The sequence below is a fragment of the Maridesulfovibrio ferrireducens genome, assembly GCF_900101105.1.
Taxonomy (GTDB): domain Bacteria; phylum Desulfobacterota; class Desulfovibrionia; order Desulfovibrionales; family Desulfovibrionaceae; genus Maridesulfovibrio; species Maridesulfovibrio ferrireducens.
Genome location: NZ_FNGA01000001.1, coordinates 788,103 through 811,215, shown reverse-complemented (window position 1 = coordinate 811,215; position 23,113 = coordinate 788,103). Strand labels below are relative to the sequence as shown.

Sequence of the window (23,113 nt, the reverse complement as noted above, 5' to 3'; positions counted from 1 at the left end):
TTAATCACATTGAAATACACTACAGCTAATACCAGCAAGGTCGATATTAGGATAGTCATAAAATGTCCGCTCCTTTACGCAGAGCAATCAGTCATGTGCCGAGTCAATACTCTGATTGACCATGAAGAACATGGCTAACCTACTTAACACTCCCCAGAAAAACGTAGTCAAAATATTCAATCCGTGCATGACTGTGATAGTCACAATTCCAATTTCTACCTGCACCCCGAAAGCACTCAAAGAACCCAAGGCAGCCAAATGGTAGCTGCCTGTGTTTCCCGGAATAAATGAGAACAACCCCGCCAAATTAACAGACGCCAACGTCAAAGCCGCAGCTGGAAGGGTTTCATCGAGCCTCAAAGTTGCATTAAACATGCAAAAAAAAGCAGTAATCATAATAACCCAGATAGCAATGGTCAGCAACAGGACACTCATGTGCAAGGGGAAATTATTCATGTAATTGAATCCGGTCAGAAAATCACCAAGAACTTTACCAAATCGCCCTTCAAAACGAGAATATGCCAACTCCGCCATAAAATCGTGCCATTTCCAAATAATTAAATATACGGCGAGCACAACTGCCAGCATAAAGCAAAAAATTTCTGCGGAGTACTCTGATAAACTTAAAAAACGATAACTGCCCACCAGCAAGATTATAAGCAGGCAAAGCAGATCAGAGAACCTCTCTGCAAAAAAATATACCAAAGCCAGTGACTTGCTCCCTCCAAACCTGTTTACCCACAGCAAACGGACTCCTTCACCAAGTCGAAAAGGGGTGAATGCACCTACGGTAAATATCCATGGAAAAAGGAGAATTGACCTTGCTAAGCTGACAAATGCGCAGAGATGGAAAAGTATCCCAAAACGAATACTGCGAAGGAAAAGAGCCAAAGAAAACAAAAGTATAAAATGAAAACCAGCGCTGCGAAACTCTTGAGAATAAACAGATCTCCAGACTTCAGCCGAGGGCAGTTTACTACGAAAGGCAAAGCACAACCAGACAATAAACAAGATTGACAGTATTTTAACAAGAAATCGGATCACATCTTTTTTTACCGCAAAGTTAGACAACATCTCCTCTCACAATATTCCCGTTTGCCGCTAAAGTTCTCGTAAAAGAGAAAATTCACGTAAACCTTCATCGAACATTGTAGCCGATTCAGAGTTGCTATAAAGTGACAGCAGAGCTTTGTAGGCTGCTTCAGACTTTGCAGGCATGTCCGGAAGGGCTTTTTGCTTATTCCACAGCCGAATATCCAAAATTGAAGGCAACTCGGCAATTCTTTTATCATCCTCATCCAGTCCGACAAACCTGCCTATCCTACGAAAAGCTTCTTCCTGATGCTGCTCATGAAAAAAATAATCAAAATTTACCAGAAGAACCTTCGTCCCGGGAGGAAGCTCACGAAAAAAATTCAATGTATGATAATTCCAGAAAGAATACCCGACTGACAACGGAAGATGTTCCCTTTTTTTCAAAGAAAAAGCCACTCCCGAAGGGTTACGAAAACAGAATACGACCTTATTTACAGATGTGAATTTGCGCCAGGACCTAAGAGTCAAACAAAATCTGGGATCCTTAACCCAGAGATCAAAATATTCCTGTCCTAAAAGATCCATTTTCTCACTTAGACTGTCAGCTCGTGAATTAATTTTATTAAGACTGGGCTGAAACAAATATTTAAATTTTCCAGAAATAATATTTCTAAACATCCGGATTAAAGGTTTTGAGTTACTTTCTTTTTGCCAGTTAGCAAAATCAGTGCCCAATCCCAGCACCATTTTATTATTAACATCTACAAAATCAATATTTTCGTAGTAACCTTTCGCGTTAAATTTATCTGCCCTGAAAAGTTTCTCACTCTCTCCGAAATCTGCACCCAAAGAGTTTAAAACCTGACAAATAAAGGAGGTACCACTTCTATGCATACCTGTTACTACATTCATAAATCACTTTTCCCGAAATTTGGATCAATAATATTTACTGCCCTTGATTCAGCCGAACATTTTGCCCCATTTTCACAGTAAGGATCTATGCTTACATCAATAATTGTTATCGGGAACCCTTTGGTAGATTTGTAAAGTCTACCAATATACTCTCCAATTATTGCAAAAAAAACAGCGTTGGTCATAAGTGTAACCAAAAGAAGCAGGACCAAAGTTGCAAACCCAGGAGGCCAATCAGAGGAGGCTGCGGCATACCGGATAAGATAGTATAAAGCACCCCCGGAAGTTAATGCAAAAAGAAAAAAACCAAAATAAGCAGAGATACGTAATGGAAGAACTGATTGATGAAAAATGCCATCCAAAGCAAAGTTCATTAAGGCCCGCAATTTGAATTTACTCTCACCGGCACTGCGTTGAGCTCGATCATACTCAATACCACACTGCCTAAAACCGATCTCACCAATTGTTCCCCTCAAATACGGGGTTCCATTATGTAATGATCTTAAGACAGTCAGAACCCGGTGTGAGATAAGACGAAAATCTCCTGCATTACGCGGTAATGGCTGTTCACTGGCAACATGGACAATATGATAATACAGCTTACGGGTTTTTTCCAAAAGCCAGGACTCATCCCTTTTAACCCTAATCCCGTAAACAACGTCGTAACCTTCTTCCCACTTCTCAATCATCTGCGGTATCATTGAGGGAGGGTCCTGCAAATCCGCATCAAGTTGAATCGCAGCATCTCCACGGGCTTTATAGAAGCCTGTCAGAATTGAACGCTGGAAACCGAAATTTCTTGAAAACCGAAAAACCCGAATACGCCTATCTCTCTTTGCTTCTTCAGCGAGAAGCTTGAATGTCTCATCAGAACTACAATTGTCAGTAAAAATGAATTCAAACTCATATCGCTTGGAGATACACTCAATGGCTCGTCGAACCTCTTTTAAAAGTACAGGAATATTTTCTGCTTCATTAAAAACAGGAAAAACCAAAGAAATAAGTCTTTTCCTGCCTTCATTTGAATTATTACCATCATTCATCGATACTGTTCCCTTTGATATATATCCACTGTAATCAGATTACAGATCAGCCCACGCCCACTTCATAATCTCATAGACAAGCGCATGACCATGAAAGCCATTAGTCAGCAAGATTACCCTCTTATATAAAACTTAATCAATTTGGACTATAAAAATTAACAAGTCAACCTCAGCACATTTCTCATCCTTCAATACTAATCGGAAGAAAAAATTTCAGGGGATTATCAAATGACTTAACTTCCCTGGGATTGTTATAAGAGAGGATTACATAAACTCAAAAAAGCAGGAATAATACCTTCTATGACGGGCGGTAATGATTGCTACCAAAACGCTATGGCTGAAAGGACAAATGGAATCGTAAAACAAGATTTTTCACATATTAAAAAACTTACACCGAAGTAAATAAATGCTGCAAGAATATCTCGAAATATAAAACTCAAAAAGACCGCACCTTAGTTTGCACATGATTACTCCAAACATCACCCATAAAAAGGACTGTGAGGTTAAGCTCACAGCCCAATGGTAATAATCTAAAACCATCAATCTATATTAGAACGGCACAATATAATATTTAACTATATTTTACTGCTCGAACACTCACTGCAATAACCATAATTACCGGCAGCGGCCTTATACTTTCGTCTAAAGGTCCTTGCCTTCTTACCATTCCAGACAGCTCCGAAATCATCCTCAAACACGTTTCCGTAGCTCAATTCCTTGGGAGTAAACGGTGCAGCTACACAACAGGGAAACATTTCACCATCAGAATTAATATAAGCTCCAGAGTATACCCCAGGACACCCACCGGTAAACTCATTAAAATAAGAACGATCTCGCATAAGCCCTGTAGTAGGATCTAATTGGTAATTATCATAATTACTATCCTTTACAGGCTTCCACTTCTCATAATTTTCCACACTTGTGGCTTGAGGTTTAACTTTGAATGTTTCAAAGTCAGGCGGCGGAATTATAAAATTACCTTTGTACAGAGTTACAAAGTCATACTTGGAAACCAGAGACTTTGCTTCTTCAAATTCATCTTCGGTATACTTGTTTATGAGGTACCGGATAAGAAGTTTCATACCCGAATTTGATTTTTCAATTTCTTCGCAAAGAGCAATAATATTGTCACGAACAACATCAATTTGCCCACCTATACGGTATTCGCCATATGATTCCTGACTCATGCAGTCCAAGGCAAGGTGCACAGATTGTATAGGCAAACCTGCTACTCTTACCGGATCCATGACAGAAGCATTAGTTTCAATCGTAACAAACATTCCCTTGTTGGCTGCATACTCTATCATTTCAAAAATTTCTGGATGCAAAAAACTTTCGCCAATGCCTGTGAGAGAAAGATACCACGTTTTTCCACAAATTGAATCTATCACTTTTTTATACTTTTCAAGACTCATAAACTTATCACGATGAAAAACTTGTTTTCTATCCTCTAAAGGCATTCCGTGGGGACAACTTAGACACCTATAATTACAGGCTATAGTAGGTTCAATTGAAATCTGAGTAGGGTAATATGGGAGAAATCCTGCCCACTTAAAATTACTCATTAACTTAGAAAGACCAATATTTAAAAGCTTTGAAAATACATGCTGTCCAGTCAGAAGATAAGAGAGCTTCTCCATATTACCAAAACGGCGAATAAAAACTGACTTCTTTTTACCAAACGATATTTTCATATTTCACCTTAAGTCGCATAGTCTTTATCAGATATAACGACATTTTTTTTCTTAACAAATCTGAATAGATACTAAACAAAAGGAGTGACTACCCCTTAATAACCTCTACATACCAGTCAATCGACTTCTTCAAACCTTCAGAAAAAGGAGTAAGGTTATAGGAAATCATGCCCATCAGCTTATCATTACTGGCATTATGACAGTATACGTCTGACCCTCTTGCTGGCTTTCGTAAAATTTCACCCTGATAACCCATCGCATCTGCGATGGTTTCAATTACCTCTTTGATGCAAACCTGATTATGGGTCGAAATATTAACAGACTCACCTTTCTCTAGCTTTCCATAGACAGCGAGTATTGCTTCGACAGTATCAGTTACATAAATGAAATCACGACTTTGATTGCCGTCGCCATGGATTTCAAGCGGAATATCGTTTAGCACCCTGTATACAGTAAGAGGAATCACCCCGGCCAGTTCACCCTTATGATTTTGACGAGGGCCATAATTATTAAAAGGCCTTATAATAAAAGCATCTAAATCATACATGCGCACATACGTTTCAACAGCTAAATCAGCTGCAGCTTTTCCTGCCGCGTAAAGGGTCGTTGGATTGCGTGGATGTTTTTCATCCATAGGTTCGTAGACAGCCGTTCCATAAACTTCAGACGTTGAGAAATGACAAAGAGTTGAAAATACTTTTTTGCGTTGAAGTTCAAGCAAATTCAGAACTACTTTCGTATTTGTCTCAAATGAATTTGATGGATTCATGAAAGAATAATTGAGAGCCTTAGTGGCACAGTTGAACACAATATCAATAGAATGGCGTTCAAAAATGTACTCGAGAGAAGTACTGAACTCTGCATCGTCTCTATAAAGAATTGCTCCTCTTGAAATGGCCTCGCGAAGATTATCCTCAGATCCGAGAAAAAGGTTATCTATGATAACAACCTCTTTAGCTTCCATATCAAGCAACCGATCAACAAGATGGCTTCCGATAAAACCGGCACCACCTGTAACCAGAACAGTACTTCCTTTAATCTCAGGACGCATAAATATTACCTTCTGCACTTACAATTATTGCCGCACTCAACAATTTTAAGAGCTAATGCGAGCGATTCAAGACCGTCTTCACCGGTGACAAGAGGCGTATCATTGTCACGACAACACTGTAAAAAGGCCTCAATTTCAACACGTAGAGGTTCTTTCTTCTCAACTCTGAAGCTTGTGTAATCGCCTTCTGAAACTCCAAATTTTGTTCTAAACCACTCGCTCTTTGTTTCATTTTGCTCAGCAGCAAAGTTAGAATAAAAAGAAAGAGTTTGGTTTAGATAATCCACCTTAAACATACCATTTTCGCCTGTAACAGTTATTTTGCGCACTTTAGTTGGTGTTACCCAATTCACATCAAGAATTCCAAGAATTCCGTTATCGAAACGAAGAAGGCCAAAGACAATATCCTCATTATCAGTATTCATGACTTTTGAAACTTCAGCAGTCATAGTCGTTACTTCAGATTGAGAAATATTTCGCATCATATCAAGTTCATGAGTAGCTAAATCACTAGCAACTCCCACATCCGTTATTCTTCCTGGGTAAGGAGATTGTCTACGTGAATGAATAGTAAAAATTTTGCCAAGATGTCCATCAGCTATCCGGTCTTTTAGCTGTTGAATGGCAGGGTTAAAACGTTCGATATGTCCAACTTGAAGAACCTTACCAACACGTTTTGCTTCAGCAATCATTTCTTTTGCTTCTTCAACTGTTTTTGCGATAGGTTTTTCGACTAGAACGTTTATTCCTGCATCCAAACAATCCATAGTCGCTTGTTTGTGCAAAAAAGTAGGGAGAGCAATGGTCACAGCATCTGGTTTTTCTTTTTCTATAAGATCCCGATAGTCAGAATATGCTCGGCCACCATATAAAGAGCAAAGTTTTGCGGTCTGTTCGATATTTTGATCGGCTATGCCGACTAATTCACAATTGGGTATATCTGAGTATAAACGAACATGGTTCTGACCCATTGAACCTGTTCCAATTACAGCTACTTTCATGATTATATCCTTAAAAAGTTTAAAGTTATTTTGCTAAAGACAAAATGTCTGAGGCTAAGTCTAAGTCAGGATGTTTTTCTTTATGCCTAGAAATAATCCTTTTGTACTGTTCAGCTGAATTTGCTGAGCTAAAAACTTTTGTGTTTAATGCGGATAGTTGAGCCTCACTGACGATGTAATCGACAACCAAAACAGCCCCATCACCGGTCTTAACGAGCAAATCAGCATTTGTAAAAATTTGTATAACCGTTCCTGCAGGACAGGAATATTCTTCAGAACACGAAAAAGGAACAGCGGCATAGAAAATTGTTTTGATTTCACCGCAATAAGAATAGGCCCCCGGATAGGGATGCGAAAGAGCCTTGATAAAATCACAAATTGCAACTGAAGACAAATTCCAGTCAATTTCACCGTCCTCAGGTCGCCTCATAGGTAAGTATTTTGCTTCCCCTTCCTGCTCAGCAAAATGGCGAGAACTGATTGCTCCATCCAAAACAGAGTCAATAAACATTTTTGCAGTAAGTCTTGCGACCTTATGCTGCATGGATGAAATTGTATCAAATGGTGATATTTCAAAAGTGCAGCTTTTAATAATAGCCCCATCATCAATACCAGGAGTGATTTCGAAGATTGAAAGACTGAACTCTTCTTTTCCCAAAATCAAAGCCCAGTTTTGCGGAGATCGACCACGCCCTTCAGTAATTCCATAAGGACTTCCATGCACACCCACTGCACATATTTTACAATGATCAATCAACCAGTCTGGGATCAGGCGTTGCCACCCAGCAACAAGCAAAATATCTATATCATATCCAAGCAGCTTTTCCTTGTCTTCAGCGGCAGACAAGGAGTAATCAAAAATTTCAATTAGTTCCACTCCACTTTCTTTACAAAGACTTTCCTGGTCAATGTACCCAGAAACTCCATCTTTTTTTACCGAACTGGAAAGCCCGATAATTGCAGAAACATTCAACTTGTCAGAAACAACATTGAAAATGTCTACTCCAGAGGATAAGGTGTTAAGAATTGCTATTTTTTTCATGACTGCAAGTGAGCTACACTGTAATTAGGAAGCTCTCCAATGTCTTTCCTGTAGGAAAAATTGGCCGAAAAATGTGTGTTGATAGTAGAAATCTGTTGATTAATATATCCTTCAAAAACAGGAACATAATTAGCTGATTCACTCTGATAGTGAAGAGGGTGCAACAACATCTGCACAGCTTTTGTCTGCGAAAGATTTAACCACTCAACTGGATTTTTTCCTCTGAATGACATGCAAGAGTCGGAAATATAATTTTCATTAGAAAAGAATTCAGGATCATAGGCATTTATAAACCCATCAAACATAGGGAATTGACCATGTACCGAAGGACAATGCAAACTAATGGACTTAACATCTTTGCCAACGATACGACTCAGACCTGCTGCCTCTTCCTCTGCATATTTCTGTAGCTCATCCGAACTTACATCAGGGTAGCAAGTAGGATCGAAATGGAGTCCAATTTCGAATCCCCATTCAGACATTTCCTGAAGCATTGAAGCATTCTCTGCCGCAAGAGGATTATAGAAGGGAGAAGTCATTAATATAAAATTAGTTGAAAGTACTCCTACCTCTTTTTCGGCTTTAACTAATTTAAAACAATAATCAATTGAAAGATCGATATCATGCCTTAAGATCAACCCGTTAGAGTTCCAGTCAAAATCCATAAAAAGATATGTTTCTGACGTCTTCTTTATCAGCGACAAAAAGTCCCTATATTTATCATAGGTAAACATTGTTAATCCTGAGGAGACTGGCTATTGATAACCACAGTCATGCTACAAGCAGAGCAAACCGCTTCAACATTAGAATCCGTGGTCGGAAGAAGATCCAATTTATTGCCACATGAACAGACGTAACCTCTTAACCGCGCAGGATTTCCATAAACAAGACCATAATCAGGAACATCTTTCGTAACAACGCTGCCTGCTCCAACGATGGCCCATTTCCCTATAGTATTATTACATACGATAACCGAGCCGGCACCGATGCCAGCACCTGTTTTAACGTGAGTCTTAAAACACTCCCAGTCGCCAATATCCAGCAAGGCTCCGTCTTGATCAACGGCTCGGGGAAACATATCATTGGTAAAACAAACAGAAGGGCCTATCATAACACCATCATCAATCTTAACCCCTCTAAAAACATTTGCATAATTCTGTACTTTAACTTTGTTTCCTATTTCTGCACCAAAATCAATGAATGCACCTTTACCAATGATACAGTCAGACCCAATAACTGCATTAGCCCTAACCTGCACCTGTTGCCAGATGCAAGTTCCCTCACCTATAATAGCACTGTCTTCTACATGTGCTGTTTTATCAATGAACATGCTATCATTCTCTTATATATATTTATTATTGTTTAAAATTAAACTGTACTATATCAATTCACAATTATATTTAGTCAACCTCAAAACAAAGCTCATAATTTCAGAACAACTTTATATACAACAAAACAAACATGCAGTCTTAAGCAGATAATCCGCAAGCACTGAAAACTACTTCTTAGCAGTTAAGTAAAGGGCTGCGCCATTCTTTACTGGAAAATCAAAAGCTAAGTCAAAAAAACCTTTAAGTTGTTCAGGACTTAATTGAGAAAGAAAGGAATTAGGCAAAGTTTTCAAAAACAATCCCTCTTCACTAACAACTTTTAACCCAGCCTTTTCTATATCTCCGCGTAAATGCTCCAGCGTATAAACTCGGCGATGATGAATTTTTTTATCAGCAGGCCCAAGATCAAAAGAATTTTCTGCAAGGTTCATTTTTACAGCATGCTGCCTATGTATCGAGTCTGCATTGGGCACAAGAATGTGAACAACAGACTCATCATGAATCCAAGTACGTACTTTCTGCAATGTTTCAACCGGATCAATAACATGCTCTAGAACAAAAGAGCAGACAACCTGATCATACTTATTCTCTGGACTATAGTTCTCGAAATATGAATTAACGAACTCAACATTTTTATATGTAGGCCTAACCGCATCAATCAAATCTTCTGAAGCATCAATAATTGTAGACTTGTTAAACTTGTCCAAAATATATTTAGTCCAAACGTTGTCCCCTATGCCCATTTCAATAATTCTATCTTTCTCAGAGGGCATATTCTTAAGAACATGCTTAGCAATAAGATCTAGTATATTTTTATCCGTATCTCGGGATGTGGTAGGATTCAAATAATTATGTGCAACTGAATCAAGCATTTGTTTTTCGTTCATTGATATTCTCCTATTAAAGGTATTCTTTATATTTTTTAATTAAATCGCTTGTAACAAGCTCCCAACCATGATGCTTGTTGATCCACTCTTTACAGGCTTGACCTACATTTCGCAAATATTTTTTGTCTTCACATTCAAGGATTCTTTCATAAATTTCATCTTCAGTAGAGCACGACAAATTGGGAGCAACAGAACCATAAAACTTATTACTGAGTTCCGCATTACTGCCAATCATTACAGGAGTCCCATGAGCCATAGCCTCAATAGCTATGCCTCCTCCAGGCGCGGGATATGGCAGATCATTAAACTGATCAACAACGACATCACACTTATAAAAAAAAGCTGCCAACGCCTTTGGTGACATCTCATCTAACCAAGAAACATTTTCAATTATACCCAAGTCTTCAATAACACGTACCGCCTTCCTGTAATCAGCACCCCTTTTAAGCATTATTAGGCGTGCATTTCCTCCTGAGTGGATATAACGGGCATATGCATTTAAAAATCTGTTGTTATTTTTAAACACAGCTTCAGACTTGGAAGAAGATGTATAATGAAGCCTGCTAGGCAAAAAGAAAACTGTCTTACGATCGGGATTTATATCATATTCTTTTGCAGTTGTAGCGCCTACAGGGATTTTCAATAATCCACATTCTTTTATATCTAATTTTTCGACCACACTGTTCGTTAACGGATCAAAAACATGATAAACATAGCTTGCTTTTTTAAAATGTCTTCGGACCCTTACACCATTAAAAGTGCGTGTAGTTGCAGCTTCCCGCAAGTCACTGCCTGTTGCTGAAGCAATATAATTTTTGTTTCTCAACTTGAGCATTTCTTCTGCAGCAGGAAGCAAAGAACAAGTCCAAGAGTGAACCAAGTCGTATTTTGAAAGCTCTAAAGCCAAGGGAACTTGATTGACAATCATGGATAAAATGTTCTTTCGGGGATAACGATGAATCCAGTCCTCATCAATAGAAAAATTTAAGGAACTATAAGGAAGCGGACATATTTTAACATTCTCATTTACGTATAGATGTGCGTCAACCCCTGCTTTTCTTAAAAAGCAGCAATGTAAAAAACCTATATTAGCCAAGTTACCAATGTGCGCAATTCTCATGAGCAAGCCCCAAACAATGTAGTGGTCATTTTAAGACCGGTATGTGACCGCAAGATCTACCTATAACATGCCTTCCTTCAGGAACATCTTCCAAAACAACAGTTCCGATCCCAACTCGGCTTTTTTCATGTACAACCACTGTAGGAGCAATTGTTGCATTAGGATCTATTGTAACATTGTCATGAACTATTACAGATCCACAAACAATCGCATTACTAGCGATAACACAATTCTTCCCGACCCTTGAATTGTGAGAAATAACTACAAGCGCCCCAATGATTGTACTGTCACCGACATGGGTAATATCTTTAAACAGTCCTCTTTCAATAATGGCATTAGAACCAACAACCGTATTACTGCCTATGAAAACAGACCCAGCATGAGATACTGTTTTTTTATGACCGTAATCTCCCACAGCGCATAGGCCGTCCCCACCAATGTGGACCCCTGGCTTAATTATGCATCCAGCACCAATATGGACATTAGACTCAATACGCACAAAGTCACCAATCACTACTCCCTCTTCAATCGTCACATTATATGCAGCAATAGATGCATTAGGACTAATTTGGGCTTTTGGACTAATTTTGTTTATGCATTCAGAATAATAAAAATCCGTCTCCTTCAAAAGGTACTCATGAATTTCGTAAAACAAATCAGCGGGATTTTTAGCAGGAATTATTACAACATTTGAACCTTTAACTTTTTTACAGCCAATGGGAGCAATGATCGCGTTTACGTTGGTATCCTTAACAAGACCCTCAATCATGCTGCAATCGCTAGCAAAAATAAGAGAGTTTTTCTTTTCTTGAAATAACAATTTAAGATTTTCAATTTCGTGATCATGAGTTGCTGCGAATCCGAAAACTTTGCCTATTTCAGAGAGTCTCATGGATTACCCTCTTTGCTGTAACGTTTCAAGAATGGACTTAACGTCAGTCAACTTTTCAATTTCAGAGCCAGTAAAAACCGTATCAAAGGCTTCTTCAATTGCCAGAACAATTTTGATATGCTTTAAGGAATCCCACCCTTCGAGACTCTTAATTGCAGTATCTTTTTGAATTTTATCAACAGGACATCCAGTCATTTGTGAAAGAACGGTTTTAACTTTATCAAACATACTTTACCTCATTGATACTTTTACATTTGCAAAGTATTTTGGATTATCTGAAATTTTATTATGCAAATCAAATATATACGACTTAGAAGATTCATCAGACGACTCACTCACTTCAGTAAAACCTACATTTCCATAAAAATTTTCAACTTGTGAATTTTTGGGTGTTCTAATGTAACTACCTTTGATTTTGGCTTTACCCAACGACTTAGCCCAGCGCATAATTTCATTAATAAAAACATGTTCTACTCCACGTCCTAAAACCCTACAGGAAAGCAAAAGACTATCAATAAGGGCACTATCGTCCTCATAGGACAGTATGGCTGTTCCTACTATTCCAGATGAACCAAACTTATCATCCAACTGTAAAGTGATAACGTCATGGTCAGAAGAATTAATAAAAAAATTGATGTTCTCTTCGGTATATCTTTTTGTCGTCAAATTGAACTGATTTGTTTTTTGGGTTTGCTGCGCAACCCGGGGAAGTGAAATCTCATCACAAATTAAAATAGATACATTCATTTCAAGCATCGCATAATAATCATTCAGACTGGAGGAGCTGCTTTTCAACTTCTCCCGCGATGCGTTTGCTTTATACATTTTTCCGCGCTGCATATCTTCATTTGAGAAAGAATTTACATCAAAGAGGCGGCACTCCGTAAGTTTTTGCAAATGCGTCTCAGGTCTGTTTTTATCAACCTGTATGCAGTGAACTTCTGGAATTGAGGATTTTATTAAATTTATTTCAAAGTCGCTATCGTCCATAAAAACAAAGCTATCCACACCAATATTTAATTTTCTGGCAAGATTCCGAATGTTGGTTGCTTTATCCGCCCAATTAATTTCCGCTGCCGCAATATGTTTTTCTCTTAAAAGCATATCTGGATGCTTTTGAAAAACTTCCCAAACATCATCAGAATTATTCTTACTGCATAATGCTAAAATAATTCCTCTGTTATACAGATTTATAATTTCTTGTTGAAACTCATAAAAAGCAGAGCCAGGGTAGGTTCTCCCTATTGCTATTCCGGACAACCCATCTTCACCAATAATCCCCCCCCAAAGCGTGTTGTCACAGTCAAGAACTAAGCATTTTTTATTCAACCCCAAAGTCGGTCTTATAAAGTCATATGCTGATTTAGCTACCTCATAAAGAGCTGACTTTGAGTAAGGAGCCTGTCCAATGTGCCAAAATCTATCATCATAAAATGAATTTTCCCCAAGACAACGGATTATTCTATCTATATCGATAATACTTACGGAATTGAACTCTTTTGAAATATCTTTAAGACATTCGTTTAAAACTTTAATACATTGTGTCTGGCCATTTGAAGTTTGAAAATCAATAGAACCGAATGCAGGATTTCTAGGGCTACCGATCGAAAAAAATAAAATATGAGCACTCGTTTGCTTTTTTATTCCTTGGACCACCTCTTGGAAAAAAAACTTAATCCTATCAATTTCAGACTGTTGCTGATCTTCGGACAAACTAGTAAAGTTTCGGGCAAGGTCCCAAGACATTTTATCAAGAAAATGTGCAACAATAACACAATCTGTATCTACATTAAGAAGGTCAGCGTTTCCTTCAACAGCATCAACAAAAGTATTGTCAAAATCGTTAAAAGCAACATTGCATTTAACATGATGATCTAACCCGAGATATTGCAAATAATCAGAAAGCCCCTCGATAGTAATATTTCTTAATATGGATATATTATACTTTTTAAAATTTAAACTTTGTGATTGCTGTAATTTACTCTCAATTTCAAGAATTGTTGGCATCATGAGGTATCCTCCAGTGTAACTTAACTATTCAACAAAATATGTTTATAATTTTGGTACAGTTCATTTAGAGAGTAAAAGTCCCACCCTTTTGCCTTAATAAGATTAATAGTCTCGGTAAGCAAAGTTTTAGCCCCATATCCATCACATGCAAGGTTCAAATGCTCACTAGTTATATCTTTCAAGCTCTTGTATTTATCGTACACATCCAACGTTCCAATATTAAAAAAGATAGATGTCGGATGAAAATTCAATATTTTTAAGCCATCTGTAAAGAATAATTTTTTAACATTGTCAGACAGGCATTTGTTTTTGTAGTAAAACAAATGAACACCATCCTCTAAAAATGTAGGGAATCTCAAAAGCCCCGACTCATGCCGTAAGGGAGTTAAACCTTCCTGCAGATAGAGACAAAGGTTCGCATCATACTTAATTCCACGCTTATAAAACTCTCTAGAGATTAACGAGTTCTCAAAATAAGCATGGGCTCTGAATGTATTGGCCTCTGGAAACATTTCAAAAAGCGTGTCTATAACCGTTAAATAGTCATCGCCGTGAGTTGAATTAGGCAAAAAGTTTGGGTGCAAGCCAACTTCAATCTTGCCTTCAGATGCGTATTTACTAACCACTTCACTAGCATTAGTAGCAAAAACGGTAGGCTTTATACCAAACCCGTTTATGAGCTCAATTGTATATTCAACCGCAACATCTGAAGCCCAATCCGTATCGAGAGTAATACAGTATTGAGGTACTGACAGATCAGGCATATTAACCTTTCCTATTTCTGAGCAACTTTGCAGGAACTCCTGCAATTACAGAATATTCTGGGAAATTCTTTTTTACTACAGCATTCGCTCCGACAAGGGAGCCTTTACGCAATGTGACACCATGCATAATCATGGCACCTATCCCTATATTTACATCTTCTTCAATAGTGATTGGGTCAAAGAAAAGTTTTCTAAAAGTAGTCGGAATCTCAATGGGCTCTAGTTCATGCTCACAGGGGTGAATTTTTACTTGTGGTCCAATTCCAACATAGTCACCTATAGTTAGACCTCCTGCTCCAATAATAAAGCATTGTTGCCCTATCCAAACATTGCTGCCAATAACAATGTCTGTTGAGTAGTATCCTTTCAAGATGGTATCGTGTCCGATATATACATTGTCCCCTAATGAAATCTTTTCAGGGTGAAAGATACGGACTCCGTCTTCAATTATGACATTTGTTCCACAGCTTTTTAGTAAAGATAAATCTGGAATTCCAGGTCCTTCGCTACGAAAGAGTTTGGGAGTAAAATTATACATCAAGGTTGCCTATAGTTGTGTTGTGGTTGTATTAAAATACTATTTAGAGTCTCTGCCGAGGAAAAGTTTTATTTTATTACACACGGTTTGAACATCAACTTTTTCATAGCATGGAACAGTTAAGCAATTGTCTTGTAAATATTTTGAATTTGGGCATATAGAATCATATTTTTTTGAGTAATATGTCAGCCCACTTAAACAGTATGTGCCGATAGTCGTTTCTATCTTGTCCGCAGCTAGATATTTGATTAGATTGTCTCTGTGGCAGCCTTCTGGAACTCTGTACACTAAGGATTGAATATTGTGGGTGATTCCTTCTTCGGCGAGTTGAGGAATAAAACCAAGTTGAATAAGTTCCGAGTTATAACTTTCTTTTATAGCGTTACGAGACTCTACAATGGAATCAAGTTTCTTAAGTTGTGAAATTCCCATCGCAGCCTGCAATTCTGTCATTCTAAAATTATAGCCTGCTTCAACGAAATCAAATTTACCGTCTTGCACAGAGGCACCATGGTTGAGTAATATTTCTAACTTTTCTGCGTAGTTTGGATTATTTGTTATAATCGCGCCACCTTCTCCGCAAGTTAGTAGCTTTCTCGGGTGAAAACTGAAGCAGGTGAGGTCTGAAATATTGCCACTTTTGATCCCATTTAAGGAGCTTCCTATGGCACAGGCTGCGTCTTCGATTAAGGGAAGGGAGTTTTTTTCGCAGATTTTTTTGATTTTATCTAATCCAGAGAGGTTACCAAAGGCGTCTACAAAAATGACCGCTTTAGTTTTAGAAGATATTTTATTCTCTAATTCAGCGGGTAGCATGTTATATGTGTCGAGAGAAACATCCGCAAAAATAGGTTTTGCACCAATTTCTTCAACGACATTTACTGTTGCAGGAAATGAAAAATCAGAGACGATGACTTCGTCACCAGCTGTGATGCCCATCAATTTAAGGCATGCGTATAGAGCTGTTGTTGCGGATGTTGTTGGAAAACTATACTTAGCTGAGGTATATTCCGTCATTTCTTTTTTAAAGTCAGCGATATAGTGCCCTTTTGTGAACCAGCCCGAATCAAAAATTGCTTCAAAATCTGTTTTTACATCTTCGAAGCTAATATATGGCTTAATTAAAGGGATTTTTTTCATGCCGATACAACCTTGTTTTAATAGTTAAAAACAGCACCGCTCCAGCTGAGTCCTATGCCGAAGCCGAAGGTTAAGATCTTATTTCCCTTTTTAAGCCTGCCTGCTTCTTCTGCTCGCTTAAGAGCAATGGGGATTGACGAAGAAGTTGTGTTGCCCACTTCTTCGAGATCTATAATAAGTTTTTCTTCAGGTATATTCAGCTTTTTGCCGATGGATTCGAGAACGTATCTGCTTGCCTGATGTAAGACAAATAAATCTATATCATCCATTGTAAGATCAGCTTTTTTTATCAATTTTGAAATTTCGGACGGAATGGTTCCGAGCGTAAAAAGAAATACGCCGTATCCATCCATTTCGAAGCTCGGTTTTTGAATAGGCTGATTTGCCGATTCCCCGGTGACAACGCTGATGCCTGAATTTTTGCAGACAATAGCTTGGCTTCTGCTGCCGTCTGTTCCGAAATGAAAGACGGGGTCTTCATCCGGACTGTCGAGAATGGTTGCACTGGCTCCGTCAGAAAAAAGAAGAAAAGCTTTTTTATTCTCGGGGTTGATTACTTTTGAATAATTATCAACCGTAACCAGTAAAACTCTTTTTGAGATTCCAGACCGGAGATAGCTGTATCCCGTTGCAAGCCCATACCCGTAACCACTGCATCCAAGACTCAGATCAAAGCATTTTGTCGAGCGATCTAATCCGAGCTTATCCTGAAGCATGGCGGAACAATGCGGGAGCAGGGTGTCCGGTGTTTGCGTGCAGACGATTAACGTATCCGGCAAGTCTTTAAGCCCTTCAAGAGCTTTGGATGCGGCTTTAAAGGCCATATCAAGAGTTGTTTCCTCTTCATCGGTATGATGGAGAAACCTTACCCCTGTCTTCGGCAGGGTGTCAGAAATATTCCAATCCGGTTTTTCTTTATCGAGCAGCATGCAGTCGATAGTGTTTTCCGGAAGGTAATATTCAACTCTATGAATTAAATTAGGCATCAATTAATCCATGAGAATCGAGAGTTTCGATGATTGCCTGTACCGAAAGAGCGATAGCGAGCTCAGGGATATTTGCGGCTTTTCCGTCGGTTTCCTGATCAATACGCATGAGAATCTGGAGCTGTGCAAGGCTGTCCCATGCTTCCAGTGTCTGTGAGGAATCTGCCATTGTGACAGCTTTTTTCTGGTCGAGTGCTTCCTGAATGAGTGTAAGTACTTTTGCTTTATTCATAATTAATTCTCCTTATTTTCTGGGCGATGAGGCTTCGTAAATACGGGTTTCCCATATATACATGCCGAATTTGTAGTCGACGATAATGTCTTTTGTTTCAATAGCTTTTTCTAAAACGTCTTTATGTTTTGCAGCCAGATCAAGAGGGAATTGAAAGCTTTGTTTGTTAACTAGCTTAACCTCTTCGAAAATTTCTTCAGCCGCATCAATGATTTTTGGATAGTTAGAAAGAGTTAGAATAGGAAAAATAAGTCTTCCGCCGTCCTTTAGATAACTGGGGCTGTTGCGGATTATCTGCGTTGTAAGTTCAGTGCCATCGCTGCCGGAATCACAGCTGATTGATGTTCCGAACCACGGTGAAATTTTTGCTATGGATTCAGCAATGCCTGAAACATCGTCAACAATGAGATCAAAGGACATGGATTTCCATGGATCAAACATTGAGCCGGCTTTTCCGGTCATTTCAAGGTCATATTTTTTGAAATTTTCTAAAGCGTTTGCAACAGCTGATTCAGAAATGTCAGAGGCGTGGACTGGTCCGCTAAAGCCCAACCTTTTAAGAACAAGGCTGACGATGCCGCAGCCGCAACCAAGATCGAGCAGAGACGAGCCGTAAAGATCTTTCTGCTCCTTGAGATATTTTATAATAAGCTTGGATGTCTCAGTAGGAAAGAAGGACCCCTCATGTACGTCCACAATGGTCTCTTCGTATTCAAAAGTTCTCACATTAAACCCCCGTCAATAGTAATTTCCGAGCCGTTTAGATAGCCTGACTTTATAATATGTTCAATAGCGTAATAGATGTCTTTGCAAGATCCGAATTGCTTTGACGGAATTCGTTCCAAAACGGCTGTCTGTCTAGTCTCATCAAGAGAATGAATTAGACCTGTGTCGAAATATCCTAGGACCAGTGAGTTGGCTGTAATACCGAATCTGCCGTATTCGTGGGCAAGGGATCTTGTCATGGCTGTTACTGCTGCTTTGCTTGCGGAGTATGCGGCTGCACCTACCACACAACTTTGCGCAACAACTGAGGAGACATTGATTATTCGTCCCCAGCCTGTACGCATCATTACAGGAATAGCTGTTTGTAAAATTTTAATCCCGCCTGTGAGATTAATATTGAGCACCGCGTCCCATTCTTCGGAAGAATAGCCGAGGAAGAGTTTATCTATTGAGATGGAAGACAAGTTGATCAGGGTTATATTGCCCTTAAGGTTTTTAATTATTTCACAGAAGGAATTGATAGAATTTTTGTCCATAAGATCAAGTTCTGCACAGGTGAAATTTTTACACTCCAGAAATTCTGAGAGTTTATCACTATTTCTTGTTGTGCCTAATACTTCATCATTCTCAAGCAGCATAGGGAGCAATTGCTTGCCTATATCACTGGAAGCTCCGATCAGGATAATCATTTGGATGGCTCCTTAACAGGATAAAGAACTCCGTCTTTTTTATTAAAAACGGCATTTAAAACCATCGGCTTAATTATTTTTCTCAAGAACAGATCCTTACAAGGACTGGTCACATAGTGAATACTTCCTTTCTCTTTAACAATATCCTTTAAGGCTCCAAGCTGCTTGTTCAGATTATGAATATACATATCAAGGTTATCTGAAATTTTATAAGAAATAGGCTCAGCATTTGTCCCTTCAAATGTTTCAGAGATTCTCAAAATACTGGTGAATGTATCTGTAACATTGAAAGGCATCGTGCGCTCATTACCATCAACCACGATCCGACACATTACAGGGCAAGGTAAATCACGAAACCCCGGCTGCCCCACAGGAAGATACTGTTCAATATAATGATATGAAAGAGAAGTTGGAAAAACCCCAATGGAGACTTCGTTCGCATCAAGGGCATACAATTTTGCAAAAGGCGACACTTCTGCGTAGCAAAAACTTGAGGTATGATGATCTTTTGTAATCCACTGAGCGTCTTTTCCCCAAGCTGATACCGAGTGAGTAGGGTGAATACTGCGATAAACATCGCTCTGCCGTCTAAAAAACTCACTTACAAGATTAAGCTGGTCAATTGAAGATTCGGGGGCAAACAAAGGGTTATCGGCAAGGGTCATCAATGGACTTTTACTAAATGTATAGGATGACATCACAAGATTACCAGAAGGTGTAAGGTATTCCTTTAAAGCATTCAAATACCCAACCACACCACCTTCAAAAGCACTTGCTGCGGAAAGCGACGTTCTTATAAAAAGAGTGCCTCCGGCTTGAACTCCTGCCCGCTCGAGAGCCTGAAATAGTTTTCTATTTGATATGCCACCAACATCAACGGGCAAATTAAAACCGCTAGATTGTTTACTTTTCATCATCATAGAGGCTTTTCTTTTTCTCAAAGGGCCATAATAACGATATGCTAACATAAACAAATATTGGTATGTCTTTTTTAACATCTTAGCTGAGTTCTTCTATTTTTAATGTCCGACAAAGTATAAAACACACCTATTTCCTAGACAAGTTTGTTAGGTAAAATTGAACAACTTGTCAACAGAACAAGCACAATATCAATCATAAAACGCTGATTTACACTTCGAGCAGCGGTTTTTAAACATCATTAACACTTTAAAACTAGACACTTAAAAACAACAAACTCAAAAACAAATTTAAAAACATATAAATTTGTGATTCCTCTTTTCTGCCAAAACAGATTAGAAATATGATTAGATAAATTGTGAACAAATATAAACAAGCTTTTAATTAAAATCATACCAAATATGATCAAATTTCAAAAGACAACCATTCGTCTTTTATCTCAATAATTAAAACTGTTGCATCGCAATAGCTAATCCATCGCAGGTTGAATGCAATTCAAAACAAAACTAATTACTTTATCGACAGATTCAGACAAAACCTCTGTATCTGTATTAACGAGCAAGTCTGGGAATTTTGGAGGGTTATATGGAGCACTAATTCCAGTATAACTTTGAATAGAACCTGCTCTTGCCTTAGCATAGTACCCCTTTGTGTCCCGCTTCTCACACTTTTCAAGTGAACAGTCGACATGAATCTCTTTAAAGTCATCACCCAACAAATTTCGAGCAATACTACGATCTGACTCTAAAGGAGTTATAAAAGCACAAAAGCATACACTTCCAAGATCTACAAAAAGCTTTGCAACCTCTGAAATGCGCCTAATATTTTCGGTTCTATCTTCCTGAGAAAAATCAAGATCATCACATACCCCATGACGAACATTATCTCCATCAAAAACATAAACCAATATCCCCATATCAAAGAGCTTTTTCTCTACGGCATGAGCTATTGTTGACTTACCGGAGCCAGAAAGGCCTGTCATCCAAAAAACAGCGGACTTATGCTTATTACGCTTCTCTCTATCTTCGCGATTTACGCTTCCTCTATACCTTTTAATATTCTTTCTGTTATTCATTTAATATCATGATTCCTTTTGGCTGGGTGAAACGCTACATAAATAACGGATAACCCGTTTTAGGTTAGGCAGCTAACTTTTGTTTACGGTAATATTCCTGCTCAAATTGTTCCGGTGAAACATAACCGATGTCGGCATGTTTCAGTTCCTAACGTTTCTCCTGCATGAGCTAACCTGAACCTCTCGAGTCGTATACGTCATCTATAGGGTCGTTCACGTCCAAAATTACTTAGGCAAATAAACTGTAAAATTCTCATTACTCCAAACTAATTTGTACTTATTTTTACTCAAAAAAGTATGCATTGTTTCTTTATTTTTTTCATGCCCAAGAATCTTCAAATCAATTACAGATTCAACTACAATTGGAAGATTTAAATTTTCACCAACGACTTGGTCTATGACTCCTTGCAACTGCGGTCCCCAAAAAATGGGTTCAGGAGAGTGCAAATATGGGACAGTATCCAGTAAATAATAAAGCATACTTGACTGTTCATATGTAATCATTGAATCGCCTACACTTGTAAACTTTCCTATTTTATCAAGCTCATCCTGACATTTGCCCACATTTTCTTCAGTATCATACTGCTTAGTATACTTACTATCGTACACATCACACTGCGCAACATATAATAAGTGAGGATAAATTCTGATTCCCCACAACAAAATGCCAAGGGTCAGGATACTTCCAGCAACAAGTTTTCTATATCTAACTTGAAAGTTATTTTCTTCACTTAATATTGGGATTAAAAACTTACAAATAACAACGGGTATCAACACCCAGAGTCCACCAATATTACGAGTCAGACCATTTGCTGAACCGACCATTGGAACAAAAGAAACAATCAAGAGAGCTGCAATAAATATTCTGAAAGAAATATTTTTTGTAATACTTAATAAGACGACACCTGAAATCAGAATATACCCAGTGAAAAGGTATCGATGCCAAAAACGAAGATCAAGCCAGCGGTGAGCCAGATAAGCTATTAACGTCGCAAGGACAATGAAACCAGCCACTGTCAATATTTTTTTTAAACCAAGACGGGTAGATCCTTTCAGAGTAGAATAAACAGCAAAAGTGGCTATTGCAAAAGGACCTCCCAAAGCAACTGCGGATAAAGTATCCTTTAACAGTCTTTCGATCATAGTAAAGAGATTATGATTTTCTGTTACCCCTTTCCCTTTCGCAATCAGAACTTTTAATCCAAGTATAAAATATTCATAATGGCCAACAAGTTTGATTGCTAATAGTACGACACAACAACCTACTACCCACGAAACAATAAAAAATAACGCGTCCGTAATTCCTTTTTTAAAATCATTACCCAAAAAAAAGACCACACAAAGACTAATCACTGCCAAATTAGGAATTCGCACGAAGCAAAGAACCCCTCCGACAAAACCGGCAAGAATCAAATATTCGCGTTTACCCTGAAATAAATATTTTGCAAGAAAAAAAAGGAGAATATTCAAAAACAAAGCTGTTAACGAATACCTATTTATATACCCTGAAGACCCTGTAAGCACGAATAAGGAAGTTAAAAAAACCACAACAGTATATTTCTTACCAAAACAAAGCTTAACAATTGCATCTGCTAGTAAAAAATTAACTGAGTATATGGCAGCACAGGCAATAATAAAAATTTTCATCCCATACTGGGAAAACAACGCTTCAACACTCCATCCTGCCGCCAAAGTCACCCAGTTTGCAAACCAGAAATATACACTGTCTGGGTTCGATATAAAATATTTATAATTAGTTACAGTAAAACCAAAATCCCCAAAATACGCCGTACCAAACATCGACAAATACGAGTAGAAAGCAAAAAGAATCAATGCAAGCAAGTATTGCAGGTAGGATCTATCACTCATTTGGTCGCTTCCTAACATCGAGAGAAACCTCATAAAATTTTTTAAAAACTTACATTCCTAACACATTAATATAAATAACCAGCAAACTTCCATCCATATCATTTCAATAGATATGAATATGAGTCGACTTTTTTTAATCTTTTATCATCTATAAAAAA

General features: G+C 38.2%; 24 protein-coding genes. All 24 read right to left on the bottom strand.

From position 1 onward, the window contains the following. Positions 1-87 precede the first annotated feature (87 nt). On the bottom strand, positions 88-1,074 hold the full coding sequence (locus BLT41_RS03620) for a lysylphosphatidylglycerol synthase transmembrane domain-containing protein (protein ID WP_092158322.1): 987 nt from the start codon (positions 1,072-1,074) through the stop codon (positions 88-90). Between the two features lie 27 nt (positions 1,075-1,101). Continuing rightward, a complete protein-coding gene (locus BLT41_RS03615) occupies positions 1,102-1,947 on the bottom strand; it encodes a hypothetical protein (RefSeq protein ID WP_092158320.1) in 846 nt (281 codons plus the stop codon). Then, positions 1,944-2,990 carry a glycosyltransferase family 2 protein gene (locus BLT41_RS03610; RefSeq protein ID WP_092158318.1) on the bottom strand — a complete coding sequence of 349 codons (1,047 nt, stop codon included), beginning with the start codon at positions 2,988-2,990 and terminating at the stop codon, positions 1,944-1,946. Before BLT41_RS03610 ends, BLT41_RS03615 begins: the two co-directional genes overlap by 4 nt. Positions 2,991-3,565: 575 nt before the next feature. After that, complete coding sequence (locus tag BLT41_RS03605) at positions 3,566-4,684, bottom strand: radical SAM/SPASM domain-containing protein (RefSeq protein ID WP_092158316.1); 1,119 nt, start codon at positions 4,682-4,684, stop codon at positions 3,566-3,568. Positions 4,685-4,772: 88 nt separating this feature from the next. Beyond that, on the bottom strand, positions 4,773-5,735 hold the full coding sequence (locus tag BLT41_RS03600) for an NAD-dependent epimerase/dehydratase family protein (protein WP_092158314.1): 963 nt from the start codon (positions 5,733-5,735) through the stop codon (positions 4,773-4,775). A gap of 5 nt (positions 5,736-5,740) precedes the next feature. Further along, positions 5,741-6,736 (bottom strand): Gfo/Idh/MocA family protein, encoded by a 996-nt coding sequence (locus tag BLT41_RS03595; RefSeq protein ID WP_092158312.1) that lies wholly within the window; start codon positions 6,734-6,736, stop codon positions 5,741-5,743. 25 nt (positions 6,737-6,761) lie between these two features. After that, positions 6,762-7,778 (bottom strand): methionyl-tRNA formyltransferase, encoded by a 1,017-nt coding sequence (locus BLT41_RS03590; protein WP_092158310.1) that lies wholly within the window; start codon positions 7,776-7,778, stop codon positions 6,762-6,764. Beyond that, on the bottom strand, positions 7,775-8,512 hold the full coding sequence (locus BLT41_RS03585) for a polysaccharide deacetylase family protein (protein WP_092158308.1): 738 nt from the start codon (positions 8,510-8,512) through the stop codon (positions 7,775-7,777). The genes BLT41_RS03590 and BLT41_RS03585 overlap by 4 nt, the downstream gene beginning before the upstream one ends. 2 nt (positions 8,513-8,514) lie before the next feature. Then, positions 8,515-9,108, bottom strand: coding sequence for an acyltransferase (locus tag BLT41_RS03580; protein ID WP_092158306.1), 594 nt, complete (start codon positions 9,106-9,108; stop codon positions 8,515-8,517). 168 nt (positions 9,109-9,276) lie between these two features. After that, on the bottom strand, positions 9,277-9,996 hold the full coding sequence (locus BLT41_RS03575) for a class I SAM-dependent methyltransferase (protein WP_092158304.1): 720 nt from the start codon (positions 9,994-9,996) through the stop codon (positions 9,277-9,279). A 13-nt stretch (positions 9,997-10,009) separates the two neighbouring features. Beyond that, the gene (locus tag BLT41_RS03570; protein ID WP_092158302.1) at positions 10,010-11,116 is read right to left on the bottom strand and encodes a glycosyltransferase family 4 protein; all 1,107 of its coding nucleotides are present in this window, start codon (positions 11,114-11,116) and stop codon (positions 10,010-10,012) included. Between the two features lie 25 nt (positions 11,117-11,141). Then, positions 11,142-12,008, bottom strand: coding sequence for an LbetaH domain-containing protein (locus tag BLT41_RS03565; RefSeq protein ID WP_092158300.1), 867 nt, complete (start codon positions 12,006-12,008; stop codon positions 11,142-11,144). Positions 12,009-12,011: 3 nt separating this feature from the next. Continuing rightward, a complete protein-coding gene (locus BLT41_RS03560; protein WP_092158298.1) occupies positions 12,012-12,236 on the bottom strand; it encodes an acyl carrier protein in 225 nt (74 codons plus the stop codon). Between the two features lie 3 nt (positions 12,237-12,239). Continuing rightward, a complete protein-coding gene (locus tag BLT41_RS03555) occupies positions 12,240-14,018 on the bottom strand; it encodes an HAD-IIIC family phosphatase (RefSeq protein ID WP_092158296.1) in 1,779 nt (592 codons plus the stop codon). Between the two features lie 20 nt (positions 14,019-14,038). Beyond that, positions 14,039-14,782 carry a polysaccharide deacetylase WbmS family protein gene (locus BLT41_RS03550; protein WP_092158294.1) on the bottom strand — a complete coding sequence of 248 codons (744 nt, stop codon included), beginning with the start codon at positions 14,780-14,782 and terminating at the stop codon, positions 14,039-14,041. A gap of 1 nt (position 14,783) precedes the next feature. Next, positions 14,784-15,320 (bottom strand): acyltransferase, encoded by a 537-nt coding sequence (locus BLT41_RS03545; protein WP_092158292.1) that lies wholly within the window; start codon positions 15,318-15,320, stop codon positions 14,784-14,786. A 39-nt stretch (positions 15,321-15,359) separates the two neighbouring features. Beyond that, the gene (locus BLT41_RS03540; protein ID WP_092158290.1) at positions 15,360-16,460 is read right to left on the bottom strand and encodes a DegT/DnrJ/EryC1/StrS family aminotransferase; all 1,101 of its coding nucleotides are present in this window, start codon (positions 16,458-16,460) and stop codon (positions 15,360-15,362) included. A 17-nt stretch (positions 16,461-16,477) separates the two neighbouring features. Then, complete coding sequence (locus tag BLT41_RS03535; protein WP_092158288.1) at positions 16,478-17,446, bottom strand: 3-oxoacyl-ACP synthase III family protein; 969 nt, start codon at positions 17,444-17,446, stop codon at positions 16,478-16,480. Continuing rightward, on the bottom strand, positions 17,439-17,678 hold the full coding sequence (locus BLT41_RS03530; protein ID WP_092158286.1) for a hypothetical protein: 240 nt from the start codon (positions 17,676-17,678) through the stop codon (positions 17,439-17,441). The genes BLT41_RS03535 and BLT41_RS03530 overlap by 8 nt, the downstream gene beginning before the upstream one ends. A 12-nt stretch (positions 17,679-17,690) precedes the next feature. Further along, positions 17,691-18,404, bottom strand: coding sequence for a methyltransferase (locus BLT41_RS03525; RefSeq protein WP_092158284.1), 714 nt, complete (start codon positions 18,402-18,404; stop codon positions 17,691-17,693). Beyond that, positions 18,401-19,093: an SDR family NAD(P)-dependent oxidoreductase gene (locus BLT41_RS03520; protein ID WP_092158282.1), complete on the bottom strand. Its 693-nt coding sequence runs from the start codon at positions 19,091-19,093 to the stop codon at positions 18,401-18,403. The genes BLT41_RS03525 and BLT41_RS03520 overlap by 4 nt, the downstream gene beginning before the upstream one ends. After that, positions 19,090-20,091 (bottom strand): AAC(3) family N-acetyltransferase, encoded by a 1,002-nt coding sequence (locus BLT41_RS03515; RefSeq protein WP_092158280.1) that lies wholly within the window; start codon positions 20,089-20,091, stop codon positions 19,090-19,092. Before BLT41_RS03515 ends, BLT41_RS03520 begins: the two co-directional genes overlap by 4 nt. A gap of 389 nt (positions 20,092-20,480) precedes the next feature. Next, a complete protein-coding gene (gene cysC / locus BLT41_RS03510; protein WP_092158278.1) occupies positions 20,481-21,086 on the bottom strand; it encodes an adenylyl-sulfate kinase in 606 nt (201 codons plus the stop codon). Positions 21,087-21,311: 225 nt separating this feature from the next. After that, the gene (locus BLT41_RS03505; protein ID WP_092158276.1) at positions 21,312-22,955 is read right to left on the bottom strand and encodes a hypothetical protein; all 1,644 of its coding nucleotides are present in this window, start codon (positions 22,953-22,955) and stop codon (positions 21,312-21,314) included. Positions 22,956-23,113 lie beyond the last annotated feature (158 nt).